Here is a 14,336-nt window from a genome sequence, read left to right as displayed (position 1 = left end):
CGGTGCGGGTCTCACCGCCTTGATCCCCGGCTGCTTTATGGCGGCGATCAGGGGGCTCCCCGGTTGCTGACAGGGCACCGGACGGTGCCCGGTGTTCATGGCAGATTGCAGATCACCAAGCCGTCGCGAACGGAGCCTGAGTCTCGTGGTTATGCTCGCTCCGTACTCCATACGGCAGAACCGCAGGGCCTGCGCTCGGGCAGGCTCCTGAGCGTTTGCAATGGCGTGATGCCGCGCACTACGCGACGTACCCTCCAGCGAGCGAACCAGGCCAGGCAGGAGGCCGTCAACGACATGGTGAACCGGTCGTGACGTTCGGGCTGTCCAGCCCTTCATGGGGCTGGACGGGAGTCGCCGCCTCACGCTAGGCATTGTGCTACGCAACGACCGATGCACAGACCGGAAGGAATTTTAGTGCGCAAGATCGGCCTGATCGGCGGCCTCAGCTGGTACTCGACCAAGACCTATTACGAACACATCCAACATGGCGTCCAAGCGCGGTCCGGCAAGCAGGCAAGCGCGCCGATGGTCATCGATAGCCTGGATTCTACCGCGCTGATGCGCCTTTCGGGAGCCGAGGACTGGGCCCGCGCAGCACAGGAGCTTTCCGCTTCCGCTCGCCGGCTGGAGGCAGCAGGCGCTACTGCGATCCTGATCGGCGCCAATTCCATGCACAAGGTCTATGACGACGTCGCCGCCGCCGTGTCGGTGCCGATCCTGCACATTGCGGAGTGCGTGGCGGAGCGCATGGTCCAGAAGGGTGTGAAGCGCGCGGCCTTGATCGGTACCCGCAACGTGATGCTTGAGAGCTTTTACCGCCAGAAGCTGATCGCCCGCGATATTGAGCTTTTGCCGCCCAATCTGCAGCGCGTGGAGATGCTTGACCGGATTATCTACGAAGAGCTGATGTACGGAAAGGCGACCCGACAGGCAGAGCGTGAACTCAAGACCATTATCACCACTCTGGAACAGGAAGGCGCCGAAGCGATTGTGCTGGGCTGTACCGAACTGGAGATGATCGTGGACGTGGACGCCAACGTGCTGCCGATCTTTGACTGCACGGCCGTCCACGCAGATTGCGCGGTGGAGTGGATACTCGGGTGAATGTGGATACTCGGGTGAACCTCGCACCGTACGCCACCGACTGGACACGTTCGCGAGGGCGTGAGTTCACGCTCGAGAACGCGGTGGCAAGGGGGCCCCGCAGTCCCTACCAGCGGGATCGCGACCGCATCATCCATTCGATCGCGTTTCGTCGGCTTCGGTACAAAACGCAGGTCTTCGTTGCGCCCGATGGCGACCACTATCGCGTTCGGCTGACGCATAGCCTCGAAGTCGCGCAGATTGCACGGGTCATTGCCCGCACTCTCGGCCTGGACGAGGATCTGACCGAAGCACTGGCGCTCGCGCATGATATCGGTCACGCGCCTTTCGGGCATGCGGGTGAAGAAGCGCTGGATGGCGCGCTCCACGATCACGGCGGATTTGACCATAACGCCCAGACCTTGCGCACGCTGATGCGGCTGGAGTCCCCGTATTGTGAGCATGAGGGGCTAAATCTGACTTGGGAAACGCTTGAGGGCCTTGCGAAGCACAACGGCCCGGTAGCGCAGGCTGGCTGGGCTCTTGCTGAACTGAACTCTGCTTTTCCAATGGATCTCGGCACCTGGCCCTCCCTGGAGGCGCAGGTTGCTTCGCTTTCCGATGATATCGCCTATGACAACCACGACATCGACGACGGCTTGCGTGCGGGCTTTCTCGATCTTGAGGAAGTGCTGACGCATCCCTTCGTGGCTGACCACTGGCGGCTGGTCGATAGGCGCTACCCGTCGGCTCCACTGGGCCGCAAGGTTGCCGAACTGATCCGCAGCCAGATCGGCTTTATGGTCAATGACTTGCTTGCTGAAACGCGCAAACGTCTGCAGGGGTTTGGGAGCGTCGATGAGATCCGCGCGGCCGAGCGCCCGATAGCGGCGTTTTCTGACGAACTTGCTGCCCAGGAACGGGCGTTCAAGCGCTTCATGTACGAGAAGCTCTACTACCATCCCGAGCAACTCGAAACAGCTCGCCGAGCAAAAGCGGTCGTGGCCGAACTGTTCAGTGCCTACTCGCAGCAGCCGGTGCTGATGGAAGAGGAGTGGATCGACGGCTTGCCGCGCCACGAGCCGGAGCGCAGCCGCCACATCGCTGACTACATTGCCGGAATGACGGACCGCTTCGCTATCGCGCGTTACGCCGATATTTATGGCACCATGCCAGACGGGTTGAGCAATGTTTAACCCTGTGAGTATCTCGTAAGCAGGCGCATGAGCAGGCTGCCCCACGCCGAGACACGCGTCTGCCTTGTCGGGGCAACCGGTTTGATCGGCAGTCTCGCTCTGGAAGGCGCACACGGGCGAGAGAGTTTGCAGCTGACCGTGATCGCGCGACGGCAACCGATGGGAGCTGGCCCTCCGTCGGTGCGCGTGTTGTGCGGTGAAACGGCGCATTGGTCTGATTTTATTGCCTCTTCCCAAGCCGATGTTCTCGTTTGCGTTTTGGGCACCACCCGAGCGAAGGCTGGTTCGCCGGCAGCGTTTCAGGCGGTCGATCGCGATCTGGTGCTAACCTGCGGCCGCGCTGCTCGCGCCGCGGGCGTGGAGCGGATGATCGTCGTCTCTTCAGTCGGCGCGAACTCCGGTAGCCGTAACCTGTATTTGCGCACCAAGGGAGAGATGGAGGCTGGTCTTGTACAGCTGGGCTTCGGGCGCTTGGACATTTTGCGCCCAGCACAACTGATCGGCCATCGTGATGAAAGGCGCGCGCTCGAAAGCATCGCTCAGGCCGCCGCCAATCTGCTCGACATCTTGATGCGAGGCCCCCTGCGCCGGTACCATTCCATCGCCGCGCAAGACGTCGCGTCCGCGATCCTTGCGCTGGCAGAGCAGAGTGAGCCCGGCTGCTTTATCCATAAGTATGATGATATCCTCAAGGCCGCTCGCTCGCTTTGATACGCGTGGCGGCGGTCACCTCGATATCGATCTGCGCTGCTCTCGGGTTCACGTTGACTTGCTCCCCGTGCTCGCTCAAGGGTCGGTGATCGCTGACAGCGCGGGAGAGACCGGCACGATTCGCTTGCGGATCAGGCTGGCGCCGAAGGAGCAACCGCCCCGGAAACTCTCAGGCAAAAGGACCGCGCGGCGTCTATAGCGTGACTCTGGAAAGTGCTCTGCCTGTCATGGGCTGAGCCGCCGAAGGTGTAACCTCGTGGCGTTCGCGCGGGGGAAAGCTCTCAGGCTTCCGTGACAGAGGGGGCACCTGATTGGTGTGCCAAAGCTGTGCGGAGCTATGTCTTGAGCGAAATAGATACCCCTGGTGACGAGGAAACTGCGATCGAGCCGCAGCTGCTGCCGCTTGATCCCTGGCATCGCACACGTGGTGGCCGAATGGTCGAGTTTGCCGGTTACTGGATGCCGGTTCAGTTCGAAGGCATCATCGCCGAACACCTCTGGACCCGTGAAAGCGCTGGACTGTTTGATGTCAGCCACATGGGACAGCTGGAAGTTTCGGGTGAGGGCGCGGCCGCTGCCCTGGAGACCCTGCTGCCCGGAGACATCTCTGCTCTGAAGCCCGGGCGCTTGCGCTATTCGCTTCTGCTGGACGAGAACGGCGGCATTCTCGATGATCTAATGGTCACGAACCGCGGCGACGCTTTTTACATCGTCGTGAACGGCGCCACGAAGTGGGACGACATCGCTCATCTGCGGGAGTTCCTGCCAGATGCGATCACACTCAACCATCTGGACGAGCATGGTCTCCTCGCGCTGCAGGGCCCGAAGGCTGCCTCCGCACTGGGTCGCCTGGGGCTGACGCCTGCATCCCCGGATGGTCCGGGGCTGGATGAACTGAAGTTCATGCAAGCGGCGAAATTTGAATGGCAGGGGCGGCCGCTCGCCATAAGCCGATCCGGATATACTGGTGAGGACGGCTTCGAAATTTCGGTGCGCGGCGAAGATATAGAGGCTCTTGCCGACGCGCTCTGCGATCAGCCTGAAGTCAAGCCGATTGGCTTGGGGGCACGGGATTCACTGCGGCTCGAGGCTGGCCTGCCGCTCTATGGCCACGACCTCTCGCCAGAAATCGATCCGGTAAGTGCTGGCCTCTCATTCGCTGTGTCAAAGCGTCGGCGAGCGGAGGGCGGCTTCCTCGGAGCCGAACGGATACTCGCGCAGCTTGAAGGCGGCACCGCAACAGCACGCGTGGGGCTGGCTCTGGAGGGCAGAATGGCAGCTCGTGAGGGTGCAACAGTCTGGTCTGGCGACCGTCAGGTCGGGGTTGTCACCTCGGGCGGCTTCTCGCCTACACTCCAGCGGCCGATCGCTATGGCTTATGTCGAGCGTCCGCTTGGTGCCGAAGGAACTGCGCTGGAGCTGGAGATGCGCGGCAAGCGTCTGCCTGCAAGCGTCGTCGCAATGCCGTTTGTCCCCCACCGCTATCACCGCTGAGGATGTCTCACATGACCCGTTACTTTACCCAAGAACATGAGTGGATCGAAGTTGAAGGCGATACCGGCACTGTCGGCATCACTGACTATGCGCAGGGTCAACTCGGCGACATCACTTTCGTGGAACTGCCCGGTGAGGGTAGCGCCGTTGCAAAGGGCGACTCTGTATCCGTCGTGGACTCGGTCAAAGCCGCATCGGACGTTTACACGCCGGTCTCCGGCACCATCGCGGAAGCGAATGCCGCACTGGCCGACGCGCCTGAGCTGGTGAACACCGATGCTGAGACCAGTGGATGGCTGTTCCGCGTAACCCTGAGCGACCCTTCAGAGCTGAGCGCGCTCATGGATGAGGCAGCATACAAGACCTACGTCGAAAGCCTCTAAGCCCTGCGGATCCTCCTGCGAGGGAGGGTCATCCTGAGCCATTTCGGAGCTCCCGCATCATGCGTTATATGCCCCTGACCGAGAACGACCGCGCTGAGATGCTGCGCGTGATCGGTGCTGCTTCGGTCGATGATCTGTTTATCGATGTTCCGGAAGAGGCGCGCCTCTCCGGCCCGATCGAAGGCTTGCCCCTCCACGCCAGCGAGCCGGCTGTGGAGAGGCATATGAGCCGGCTGGCCGCGAAGAACCTGACAGCGGGCAACGCTCCATTCTTCCTGGGGGCTGGAGCATACCGGCATCATGTACCCGCCTCTGTCGATCACCTGATCCAGCGTGGCGAGTTCCTGACCGCCTATACGCCCTATCAGCCTGAGATCGCCCAAGGCACGTTGCAGGTGCTGTTCGAGTTCCAGACGCAGGTTGCGCGCCTGTTTGGCACTGATGTTGCGAATGCCTCAATGTACGATGGCTCTACGGCGTGCTGGGAGGCGATCCTCATGGCGGGCAGGGTGACGCGGCGCGCGCGCGCAGTCCTGTCCGGCGGACTTCATCCGCACTATGCGCAAGTGGTAAAGACCCTCGCAAAGTTCACGAACGACGAGATCGACGTGAGGCTCCCCGAGCTGACCGCTGCGCCAGATGACGCGGCGATCATCCAGGCTATCGATGACAAGACCTCCTGCGTCGTGGTGCAATATCCCGACATCCTTGGCCGCATCCCGGATCTCGCCGCGATCGCTGACGCCGCGCACGCGAAGGGCGCCTTGTTGATCGCGGTGGTGACGGAGCCTGTCGCCCTGGGGCTCATCGAGGCGCCGGGCGAAGCGGGCGCAGACATCGTCGTGGGCGAGGGGCAGTCTCTGGGTGTGGGCCTGCAATTTGGCGGCCCCTACCTCGGCCTTTTCGGTTGCCGTGAGAAGTTCGTCCGGCAGATGCCAGGTCGCCTCTGTGGGCAGACCGTGGACGCGGAGGGCAAGCGCGGCTTCGTGCTGACCCTTTCTACGCGTGAGCAACATATCCGCCGCGAGAAGGCGACCAGCAATATCTGCACCAATGCCGGTCTTTGTGCGCTCGCCTTCAGCATCCACATGACGCTGCTTGGCGGCGAAGGGCTGGGCAGGCTCGCTCGGGTCAATCATGCGCGTGCGCAGAAGATGGTAGCGCGGCTGACCAAGGTTCCCGGTGTCACGTGCCTCAACACCAGTTACTTCAACGAGGCGACTCTTCTGCTGCCAAAAGACGCACGTGAGGCGGTGCGCGCCTTGGCGGATCGCGGCGTACTTGGCGGCGTGTCGCTGGGGCGGCTCTATCCCGGTGTCGATGCGCTTGCGAACGGCTTGCTGGTGACTGCCACCGAAACGGTCACCGACGAGGATATCGAGGTTTTCGCGACCGAGCTTGCAGGAGTGCTGTCATGAACGCGACGAATGCCGCCGGCTGGCGGCCGACCATGGGCGAGGTCGACATGTCGAGCGATACGCCGCGTACCTTCAGCGGCGACTACGGCCTGATGCTGGAAGAGCCGCTTAGCTTCGAACTGGGAGGCAATGGCAAGTGCGGCGTCGATCTGGATGAGCCGGAATGTGCACCGCTCTCCAATTTGCCTCTGCGCAAGGCGGCGCTTGACCTTCCCGGCCTGACCGAGCCCGAGACAGTACGCCACTACACCCGTCTGTCCCGGCAGAACTACGCTATCGACCTCGGACCTTTCCCGCTGGGCTCGTGCACGATGAAGCACAATCCCCGCCTGAACGAGAAGGTTGCGCGGTTTCCCGGCTTTGCCGACGTTCACCCGCTTCAGCCCCAGCAAAGCGTCTCTGGTGCGCTCGAGGTGATTTCCGAACTCGCCGACTGGCTCATCACGCTGACGGGCATGTCGGCTGTCGCGATGTCGCCTAAGGCAGGCGCCCATGGAGAGCTATGCGGCCTTCTTTGTATCCGCGCCGCGATCGAGGCGCGGGGCGAGAGCCGCGATGTCGTTCTGGTGCCTGAGTCCGCGCATGGCACCAACCCTGCCACAGCGGCTTTTGCCGGCTTCAAGGTTGAGAGCATTCCCGCGACCGTGGAAGGACGCGTGGATTTGGAGGCGTTGAAGGAAAAGCTGGGGCCGAACGTCGCCGGGGTCATGATCACAAACCCCAACACGTGTGGCCTGTTTGAGCCCGAGATGAAAGCGATCGCCGATGCGGTGCATGCGGCAGGCGGCTACGTCTACTGCGACGGCGCGAACTTCAATGCGGTGGTTGGCAAGGTTCGTCCCGGGGATCTGGGCGTCGATGCCATGCACATCAATCTGCACAAGACCTTCTCCACGCCTCACGGTGGAGGTGGACCCGGTGCAGGGCCGGTCGTTCTGTCAGAGGCGCTGGCGCCTTATGCGCCGCTGCCGTTCGTCACGCGCGATGCGGAAGGACAGTTGCGTCTGGTCGAGGAGGAGACTGCCGGCGAAGATCACCCGAACAGCTTCGGGCGCATGGTTGCCTTCCACGGCCAGATGGGCATGTTCACGCGCGCTCTGGCATACATCCTGAGCCACGGCGCCGACGGACTGCGTCAGGTGGCCGAGGACGCGGTACTCAACGCCAACTACGTGCTGCGTAGCCTGGAGGACGTGCTGAACGCGCCGTTCGGATCGAGTGGGCCGTGCATGCACGAGGCGCTCTTCAGCGATAAAGGCTTTGCCGAGGGCTTTTCGACGCTGGACGTGGCCAAGGGGCTCATCGACGAGGGTTTCCACCCGATGACCGTCTACTTCCCTCTCGTCGTGCATGGAGCGATGCTTGTGGAGCCCACCGAGACTGAGAGCAAGGCGGGACTGGATCGCTTTATCGGCTCGCTTCGCAGTCTTGCCGAGCGCGCCCGCAGTGGAGACGAGACGTTGCATTCGGCTCCTCACTACGCACCGCGGCGGCGGCTGGACGAGACGCTGGCTGCACGCAAGCCGGTGTTGGTCTGGAAGGGGCAACCAGCTTCGCCCGGTCAGCCTACGCTGACGGAGATCGGTGACCGCTAGCCAAGAGGCGCAAAGCGGCGGCCGCGAGACGTGAGCGAACTTGAAAGTTCTCTCTTCGCGGCCGCGCAGCGGTTAAAGCGCCCGGTCTGCTGCCTCGCCCACGGACTCTACGTCACGGCCCGCGCCCTTGACCGTGTTGCAAGCAGTGGCGCCGAGTGCGATGCTGCCTGCCACGAGTGCGAAAACGACTTTCCTGAGCATGTCCTGATCCTTTCGATAGGGCGCTGCGGTTTCACCTCGCTGCGCCTGCGCACCAAACACGCAATGCAGTACCGTGTTCCCTTCCAGCCTCAAACATCCTCCAGGGACGAGCCGGGCGAAATGGCGCGTGACAGTCGATGCTCGCGCCACGTGATGACCAGACCGGCCGCGACGATTGCCGGGGCACCAAGCCAGGTCGCGGCGGACGGCAAGCGATCCCAGATCAGCCACCCGTAAGCTGTGGCCCACACCAGCGCAGTATAGTCCATCACCACGACCGTTGCGACCTGGCCGAAGCGCAAAGAGAAGGTGATGAGGAGCTGAGCAAGGGTGCCGGAGACTCCAACCCCGATCAGTAGCGCCCACTCGGTTGCATCGTGAGGCGTGATGGACGTAGGCAGGAGAAGCGAGGCGATCAGCGCGCCGTAGAACGCAAACCAGAAAACGCAACATATCGGCGCTTCGGTGCGGGCAAGATCGCGTATCTGGAAGCTTACCAGTGCCACCAGCAGCCCTGCGCCCAGTCCGGCAGCCACACCCCACGGGGAGACCGGTTCATGCCCAGGCTGGCTGATGATGAGCACGCCCACAAAGCCGAGCACGACGGCAGTCCAGCGCCAGACACCAACCGGCTGGCGGAACACCACCGCAGCGATCAACACTGCGAACAACGGTGTGGTGAACCCAAGCGTCGTTGCCTCCGACAGCGGGAGCAACATCGCCGCCGTCACGTTGCAGAACAACCCCGCTGTGCCGGTCGCCGCGCGCCGCGCGTGACTGGCCATGCGGGTCGTGCGCAGCACACCCAGTTGGCCGCGAGCGCCTAGCCAAAAAAGCACCAAAGGCACTGTGACAGCCTGGCGCCAGAACATCACCTCCGTGGCAGCGACACCATATTCCCCGACGTACTTGACCAGCATGAACATGGTCGCGAGTAGCACCATCGCGCAAAGTCGCAGGCTGATCGCAAGCAGGGGGCGGTCGGCACGAGGAGCAGCCTGCGCTGCCCCCGAAGGAGCAACGGGCGCGATGTTGACGGGAGGTGTATTCACTCGGTGCGTTTACCCTTGCCCAGCGTTGAGGCAAGGCGGCTGAATGGATCTGGGCGACAATTGGCTGATCATCGGAGGAGGCATGGCAGCCTCCATCGCGTTGCTATCCTGGTTGGCCGAGGGGCGACGGGTGCGACGCACGAACCTCGATCAGGTCGGATTCATGCCGTGGACAACCGTCTTCTTTCTTGCGCTGATGGCCGCCGTAGTGATGCTGGGGCTTGGGATCAGGCAGTGGTTTGCCCGCTGATTACAGGCAGCCTCTGCCTCCATCCCTGCGACTAGAGGCAGGCCTCAAGATAAGCCTGATCGAAGCCGAACTGCCGAGCCTTTTCGAGTGTGTAGGGGCGCAGGCCGGAGCTGCGATACTCGCCGATGATCTTGCCATCGTCGGCTTCGTCAAGATACTCGAACTTGAACAGCTCCTGGGTGACGATGACGTCACCTTCCATCCCGATCACTTCCGTGATGTTGGTCGTACGCCGCGAACCGTCGCGCAGGCGCTTCACCTGCACGATGAGGTCGACGGATTCGGCGATCTGACGGCTAATCGCCTCCTTGGGAATCTTGATGTCGCCCATCATGATCATGTTTTCCATACGACCCAGGCATTCGCGCGGGCTGTTGGCGTGGAGGGTGCACATTGACCCGTCATGACCGGTGTTCATCGCGGCGAGCAGATCAAAGCACTCCGCGCCGCGGATCTCGCCAAGGATGATCCGGTCCGGCCGCATACGAAGGGCGTTCTTGACGAGATCGCCGATCGTGATGGCTCCCTGGCCCTCCAGGTTCGGAGGACGGGTTTCCAGCGGGAGCCAGTGCGGCTGCTGCAAACGCAATTCCGCCGCGTCCTCGATCGTCAGAACACGCTCGTTGGGATCGATCATTTTCGACAAGGCGTTCAGCATTGTCGTTTTGCCCGAGCCGGTACCACCAGAGATCACGACGTTCATGCGACATGCGCCGGCGATCTTCAGCACGGTTGCCATCTTCTCGCTCATCGAGCCGAAGTCGCGCAACATGTCGATGGTGATCGGTTTTTCGGAGAATTTGCGGATGGAGATGGCAGTGCCGCGCAAGCTGAGTGGCGGCACGATTACGTTGACACGGCTGCCGTCCTTGAGGCGGGCGTCAGCGAGCGGCGTCGTCTGATCGACGCGGCGGCCGACCTGATTGACGATCCGTTGCGCGATCTGGAAGAGATGCTGCTCGTCGCGAAAGCGGATTCCGGCGACCTGCAGCTTGCCCTTCTTCTCGATGTAAGTCTGGTTGGGGCCGTTGACCATGATATCGGAGACGTCAGGGTCATTCAGCAATTCTTCGAGCGGCCCGAACCCCAGCAACTCATCGATCAGAACCTTCTCGAGCGCAAACTGCTCGCGCCGGTTGAAGGTGATCTTCAACTCGGCCAGAACCTCCACGATGATCGGACGAAATTCCTCGGAGAGTTCGTCCTTCGTAAGCGTTGCGGCAGCTTCGGGATCGACCCGCTCCAAGAGGCGGGGGAGCACCTGTTCCTTGATCTTGTGAATCGACGCCTCGAAGCCGTCTTGCTCGGACTGCTCGTGCACGGCGTTGGCGCGGTCGGCGAGGCGCGACATCGCGTCATCACGGGAGTTGGCCGATCCGGACTGCACTTCGTTTGCCGGCATTGGCGGAAACTGCTCCCCGCCAGGTAGTGCCCCAGAGCCAACGCGTTCGGGCGCTCCTCGAAGTGGTTTCGCCACTCCAAAAGCGGGCCTCGTCCCCGAGTTCACTCCGCCGATGCCGCTGCGACGCCCGAATGCTGTCATGAATTCATCAACCCCTTGCGCCCGCACCAGTCGCGGGCGCGATAGTTCCGATCTGCAGGGGGTATTAAGGTTGAAGCTTTGATAACTTCCTAATGCAGCGCCAACTCAATGGCTTGGGCCAGTCTGTGCATCCACGTTAGGAATGGAGCGAAGCGCCTGTCGTGCACGAAAGCCGTGGCCATACTCTGGCCGTAGATCCTTCACGTCCTATCTCAGCTGTGTGAGTGAGATCGACGGCCCTGTCTGCTGGTTGTGCGCACGGCCGTTGGGCGCGAAGATAGAATGGCATCACCCGGTGCCCAAGAGTCGCGGCGGGCGAGAGACCGTGCCTGTACACCCAATCTGCCATCGCACGTTGCACGCTACCTTTGCGAATGCGGAGCTGGCGCGGCATGGGGCTGACGTATCGGGCCTGCGGGCCGAACCTGCCGTAGCCCGGTTCCTCGCCTGGATTGGCGACAAGCACCCAGATTTCCACGCGAGGACTGCGAGGAGGAGAAGGTGATACAGGTGTTCTGCGAGAAGCTCGGCCGCTGAAGTGAGAAAGTGCGCAGACCGAGGGTTAGAGCATTTCCGCGCAATCGCGAAAATGCTCCAGAGAGTTTACGCTTCGACGTGCTCTGCCAGGACGGTCAGGCCGTTTGCGCCCACTTCCGCAAAGCCGCCCTGGATCTGAATGTCTTCAGGCGCACCGGTTTCGGTGCGATATACCCTCAGCGCGCCATCCTTGATCGTGGTCATGAACGGGGCATGGCCCTGGAGCACGCCCATCTCGCCCTCTGTGCCAGGAATGACCACCATGTGGACCTCCTCGGAGCGGACGAGCCGGGCAGGGGTCACGAGTTCGAAGTGCAGTGCCATTGTTGTCTTTCCTCTCCCCTCCCGCATGGAGAGGGGCCGGGGGATGGGCTGGGGCAGCGCGATCCTGTCGCACTTCTGCCCGACCCCTCCCGCGCACGGGAGGGGCTACGCGTGATCTTAGGCCTCTTCGGCGAGCTTCTTCGCCTTCTCGACAGCCTCGTCGATGCCGCCAACCATGTAGAAGGCGTTCTCCGGCAGGTGGTCGTACTCGCCATCGACGACAGCCTTGAACGACTTCACGGTGTCTTCGATCTGGACGAACTTGCCCGGGATGCCGGTGAAGACCTCGGCCACGTGGAACGGCTGGCTGAGGAACTTCTGGATCTTGCGCGCGCGGGCGACGGTGAGCTTATCTTCTTCCGACAGCTCGTCCATGCCCAGGATCGCGATGATGTCCTGCAGCGACTTATACTTCTGCAGGGTCTCCTGAACCTTGCGAGCGGTCTCGTAGTGCTCTGTGCCGACGACGCGGGGTTCAAGAACGCGCGAGGTCGAGTCGAGCGGGTCGACGGCCGGGTAGATGCCCAGCTCCGAAATGGCACGGTTCAGCGTGGTCGTCGCGTCCAAGTGGGCGAACGAAGTTGCCGGTGCCGGGTCGGTCAAGTCGTCCGCAGGGACGTAGATTGCCTGAACCGAAGTGATCGAGCCCTTGTTGGTCGAAGTGATGCGCTCCTGCAGCTGGCCCATGTCGGTCGACAGGGTCGGCTGGTAGCCCACGGCCGAAGGAATACGGCCCAGCAGAGCCGACACTTCTGCGCCTGCCTGCGTAAAGCGGAAGATGTTGTCGACGAAGAAGAGCACGTCCTGGCCCTCTTGGTCGCGGAAGTACTCGGCCATGGTCAGACCCGACAGAGCGACGCGAGCGCGAGCGCCCGGAGGCTCGTTCATCTGGCCGAATACGAGAGCGACCTTGGAGCCGTCCGAAGTCGGGTTGCCCTCAGCGTCCTTGGCGATAACGCCGGCGTCGAGGAACTCGTGATAAAGGTCGTTGCCCTCGCGGGTACGCTCACCCACGCCAGCGAACACCGAGACGCCGCCGTGGCCCTTGGCGATGTTGTTGATCAGCTCCTGGATCAGCACGGTCTTGCCAACGCCAGCGCCGCCGAACAGACCGATCTTGCCGCCCTTGGCGTACGGCGCGAGAAGGTCGATGACCTTGATGCCGGTAACGAGAATCGCCGCTTCGGTCGACTGGTCGATGAAGGCGGGAGCCTCGGCGTGGATCGGTGCGAACATGTCGGAGCCCACAGGGCCGCGCTCGTCGATGGGATCGCCCACGACGTTAAGGATCCGGCCGAGAGTCTTGGGGCCAACCGGCACCGAGATCTGCGCGCCGGAGTTGGTGACGCTCTGCCCGCGGGTCAGGCCATCGGTGCCGTCCATGGCGATGCAGCGCACGGTGTTCTCACCAAGGTGCTGCGCGACTTCGAGCACCAGCTTGTTGCCGTTGTTGTCGGTCGACAGCGCGGTGAGGATCGGCGGCAGTTCGCCCTCGAAGGTCACGTCGACGACGGCGCCGATGACCTGGCTGATCTTGCCGGTAGTGGTCTGGTTTAGCACGGGTGCGGTTGCCATTTTCGTTTCCTTGCCTTCGTGGCTTTAGAGCGCTTCCGCGCCTGCAATAATTTCCACCAGCTCGGTGGTGATCGCGGCCTGACGGCTGCGGTTGTATTGGATGGTCAGCTTCTTGATCAGGTCGCCGGCGTTGCGAGTGGCGTTGTCCATCGCGGTCATCGACGCGCCCTGCTCGGACGCCATGTTCTCCAGCAAAGCGCCGAAGATCTGGGTCTTGAGGTAACGGGGGAGCAGGGCGGCGAGAATTTCTTCCTCGTCCGGCTCGTATTCGACGACGGCATCACTCTTGGCAACAGCGGCCTTGGGAGCAGGCACCGGAATGATCTGCTGTTCGGTCGGCTCCTGCGTCAGCGCATTCTTGAACTTCGAGAAGAACAAGTGCGCAATGTCGAAGCGGCCTTCCTCGTAGAGCTTGACCAGCTCATCGGAGATACGCTCGGCCTCGTTGAAGCCCGGTTCGCGTACGTCGGTCGTGTCGAACATCTGGAGGATTGCGTGGGGGTAGTTGCGGCGGATCACCGCGCGACCCTTGCGCCCCACAAGATAGAACAGCACTGTCTTGCCTTCGGCCTCAAGCCTGCGGGCAGCGGCCAGTGCAGCCTTGACGATGTTCGAGTTGAACGCGCCCGCCAGACCTTTATCCGAGTTGGCGACGACCAGCAGGTGAACGCTGTCACTACCTGTTCCGGCGAGCAGCTTAGGGCTGTTCTCGGTCAAGGTGATCTTGCCGCCAAGCGAGCCCATCACTTCGGCGAGACGCTGCGCGTAAGGACGCGCTGCCTCGGCAGCGGCCTGAGCCTTGCGCAGCTTCGCGGCCGCGACCATCTGCTTGGCCTTGGTGATCTTCTGGGTCGACTTGACCGAGTTGATCCGGCCTTTGAGTTCCTTCAGCGAAGCCACTCAATCATCTCCAAATCGTCCCGGCCAATGCCGAGATCGGATGCCAGTCCCGGGGCTGAGCCCGGGACGACGTA

Annotated in this window: 15 protein-coding genes and 2 riboswitches; of the genes, 9 read left to right on the top strand and 6 right to left on the bottom strand. The window is 62.3% G+C overall.

Annotated elements, in window-relative coordinates:
- Nucleotides 1-414 precede the first annotated feature (414 nt).
- The 7 genes from ABUH87_RS17995 to gcvPB all read left to right on the top strand — a co-directional run bounded on the left by ABUH87_RS17995 (nucleotide 415) and on the right by gcvPB (nucleotide 7,880).
- Nucleotides 415-1,104 (top strand): aspartate/glutamate racemase family protein, encoded by a 690-nt coding sequence (locus ABUH87_RS17995; RefSeq protein ID WP_367775497.1) that lies wholly within the window; start codon nucleotides 415-417, stop codon nucleotides 1,102-1,104.
- A gap of 14 nt (nucleotides 1,105-1,118) precedes the next feature.
- Nucleotides 1,119-2,279 (top strand): deoxyguanosinetriphosphate triphosphohydrolase, encoded by a 1,161-nt coding sequence (locus tag ABUH87_RS17990; RefSeq protein ID WP_367775496.1) that lies wholly within the window; start codon nucleotides 1,119-1,121, stop codon nucleotides 2,277-2,279.
- A gap of 27 nt (nucleotides 2,280-2,306) precedes the next feature.
- Nucleotides 2,307-2,990, top strand: a complete 684-nt coding sequence (locus tag ABUH87_RS17985) for an NAD(P)H-binding protein (RefSeq protein WP_367775494.1) — start codon at nucleotides 2,307-2,309, stop codon at nucleotides 2,988-2,990.
- A gap of 91 nt (nucleotides 2,991-3,081) precedes the next feature.
- A riboswitch (glycine riboswitch) is annotated at nucleotides 3,082-3,185 on the top strand.
- A 1-nt stretch (nucleotide 3,186) separates the two neighbouring features.
- A riboswitch (glycine riboswitch) is annotated at nucleotides 3,187-3,298 on the top strand.
- A 34-nt stretch (nucleotides 3,299-3,332) separates the two neighbouring features.
- On the top strand, nucleotides 3,333-4,484 hold the full coding sequence (gene gcvT, locus ABUH87_RS17980; protein WP_367775493.1) for a glycine cleavage system aminomethyltransferase GcvT: 1,152 nt from the start codon (nucleotides 3,333-3,335) through the stop codon (nucleotides 4,482-4,484).
- An 11-nt stretch (nucleotides 4,485-4,495) separates the two neighbouring features.
- Nucleotides 4,496-4,867 (top strand): glycine cleavage system protein GcvH, encoded by a 372-nt coding sequence (gene gcvH / locus ABUH87_RS17975; RefSeq protein WP_367775491.1) that lies wholly within the window; start codon nucleotides 4,496-4,498, stop codon nucleotides 4,865-4,867.
- Nucleotides 4,868-4,926: 59 nt separating this feature from the next.
- Nucleotides 4,927-6,285, top strand: coding sequence for an aminomethyl-transferring glycine dehydrogenase subunit GcvPA (gcvPA, locus tag ABUH87_RS17970; RefSeq protein WP_367775490.1), 1,359 nt, complete (start codon nucleotides 4,927-4,929; stop codon nucleotides 6,283-6,285).
- The gene (gcvPB, locus tag ABUH87_RS17965; RefSeq protein WP_367775489.1) at nucleotides 6,282-7,880 is read left to right on the top strand and encodes an aminomethyl-transferring glycine dehydrogenase subunit GcvPB; all 1,599 of its coding nucleotides are present in this window, start codon (nucleotides 6,282-6,284) and stop codon (nucleotides 7,878-7,880) included. The genes gcvPA and gcvPB overlap by 4 nt, the downstream gene beginning before the upstream one ends.
- A 72-nt stretch (nucleotides 7,881-7,952) precedes the next feature.
- Here gcvPB and ABUH87_RS17960 read toward each other — a convergent pair whose 3' ends face one another.
- Together ABUH87_RS17960 and ABUH87_RS17955 are read right to left on the bottom strand one after the other, a co-directional pair.
- Complete coding sequence (locus ABUH87_RS17960; protein ID WP_353984120.1) at nucleotides 7,953-8,081, bottom strand: entericidin A/B family lipoprotein; 129 nt, start codon at nucleotides 8,079-8,081, stop codon at nucleotides 7,953-7,955.
- An 89-nt stretch (nucleotides 8,082-8,170) separates the two neighbouring features.
- Complete coding sequence (locus tag ABUH87_RS17955; RefSeq protein WP_367775488.1) at nucleotides 8,171-9,133, bottom strand: DMT family transporter; 963 nt, start codon at nucleotides 9,131-9,133, stop codon at nucleotides 8,171-8,173.
- Nucleotides 9,134-9,176: 43 nt separating this feature from the next.
- Between ABUH87_RS17955 and ABUH87_RS17950 the strand changes: the two genes are divergently transcribed.
- Nucleotides 9,177-9,383 carry a hypothetical protein gene (locus ABUH87_RS17950; protein ID WP_367775487.1) on the top strand — a complete coding sequence of 69 codons (207 nt, stop codon included), beginning with the start codon at nucleotides 9,177-9,179 and terminating at the stop codon, nucleotides 9,381-9,383.
- A gap of 31 nt (nucleotides 9,384-9,414) precedes the next feature.
- Here the strand turns inward: ABUH87_RS17950 and ABUH87_RS17945 are convergent, their stop codons facing one another.
- Nucleotides 9,415-10,926 (bottom strand): TadA family conjugal transfer-associated ATPase, encoded by a 1,512-nt coding sequence (locus tag ABUH87_RS17945; protein WP_367775485.1) that lies wholly within the window; start codon nucleotides 10,924-10,926, stop codon nucleotides 9,415-9,417.
- A 220-nt stretch (nucleotides 10,927-11,146) separates the two neighbouring features.
- On the opposite strand from ABUH87_RS17945, the gene ABUH87_RS17940 reads away from it, so the two are divergent.
- A complete protein-coding gene (locus tag ABUH87_RS17940) occupies nucleotides 11,147-11,431 on the top strand; it encodes an HNH endonuclease (RefSeq protein WP_367775484.1) in 285 nt (94 codons plus the stop codon).
- Nucleotides 11,432-11,529: 98 nt separating this feature from the next.
- On the opposite strand, the gene ABUH87_RS17935 is transcribed toward ABUH87_RS17940, so the two are convergent.
- The 3 genes from ABUH87_RS17935 to ABUH87_RS17925 all read right to left on the bottom strand — a co-directional run bounded on the left by ABUH87_RS17935 (nucleotide 11,530) and on the right by ABUH87_RS17925 (nucleotide 14,262).
- Nucleotides 11,530-11,787, bottom strand: coding sequence for an ATP synthase F1 subunit epsilon (locus tag ABUH87_RS17935; RefSeq protein WP_367775482.1), 258 nt, complete (start codon nucleotides 11,785-11,787; stop codon nucleotides 11,530-11,532).
- Between the two features lie 117 nt (nucleotides 11,788-11,904).
- Entirely contained in the window at nucleotides 11,905-13,362 is a 1,458-nt protein-coding gene (gene atpD / locus ABUH87_RS17930) for a F0F1 ATP synthase subunit beta (protein WP_367775481.1), read from the bottom strand.
- 24 nt (nucleotides 13,363-13,386) lie between these two features.
- The gene (locus ABUH87_RS17925) at nucleotides 13,387-14,262 is read right to left on the bottom strand and encodes a F0F1 ATP synthase subunit gamma (RefSeq protein WP_367775480.1); all 876 of its coding nucleotides are present in this window, start codon (nucleotides 14,260-14,262) and stop codon (nucleotides 13,387-13,389) included.
- Nucleotides 14,263-14,336 lie beyond the last annotated feature (74 nt).

Origin of the sequence: Novosphingobium rhizovicinum, assembly GCF_040813635.1 — a bacterium.
Lineage (GTDB): Bacteria > Pseudomonadota > Alphaproteobacteria > Sphingomonadales > Sphingomonadaceae > Novosphingobium > Novosphingobium rhizovicinum.
The sequence above is the reverse complement of the archived record's forward strand: the minus strand, read 5'-3'. Positions and strand labels throughout refer to the sequence as shown.

What these genes read in the sequence shown, in the direction of transcription:
- gcvH (WP_367775491.1), top strand. Translation starts at nt 4,496, where the DNA reads ATGACCCGTTACTTTACCCAAGAACATGAGTGGATCGAAGTTGAAGGC.
- gcvPA (WP_367775490.1), top strand. Translation starts at nt 4,927, where the DNA reads ATGCGTTATATGCCCCTGACCGAGAACGACCGCGCTGAGATGCTGCGC.
- ABUH87_RS17960 (WP_353984120.1), bottom strand. Translation starts at nt 8,081, where the DNA reads ATGCTCAGGAAAGTCGTTTTCGCACTCGTGGCAGGCAGCATCGCACTC.
- ABUH87_RS17935 (WP_367775482.1), bottom strand. Translation starts at nt 11,787, where the DNA reads ATGGCACTGCACTTCGAACTCGTGACCCCTGCCCGGCTCGTCCGCTCC.
- ABUH87_RS17945 (WP_367775485.1), bottom strand. Translation starts at nt 10,926, where the DNA reads ATGACAGCATTCGGGCGTCGCAGCGGCATCGGCGGAGTGAACTCGGGG.
- gcvPB (WP_367775489.1), top strand. Translation starts at nt 6,282, where the DNA reads ATGAACGCGACGAATGCCGCCGGCTGGCGGCCGACCATGGGCGAGGTC.
- atpD (WP_367775481.1), bottom strand. Translation starts at nt 13,362, where the DNA reads ATGGCAACCGCACCCGTGCTAAACCAGACCACTACCGGCAAGATCAGC.
- ABUH87_RS17950 (WP_367775487.1), top strand. Translation starts at nt 9,177, where the DNA reads ATGGATCTGGGCGACAATTGGCTGATCATCGGAGGAGGCATGGCAGCC.
- ABUH87_RS17985 (WP_367775494.1), top strand. Translation starts at nt 2,307, where the DNA reads ATGAGCAGGCTGCCCCACGCCGAGACACGCGTCTGCCTTGTCGGGGCA.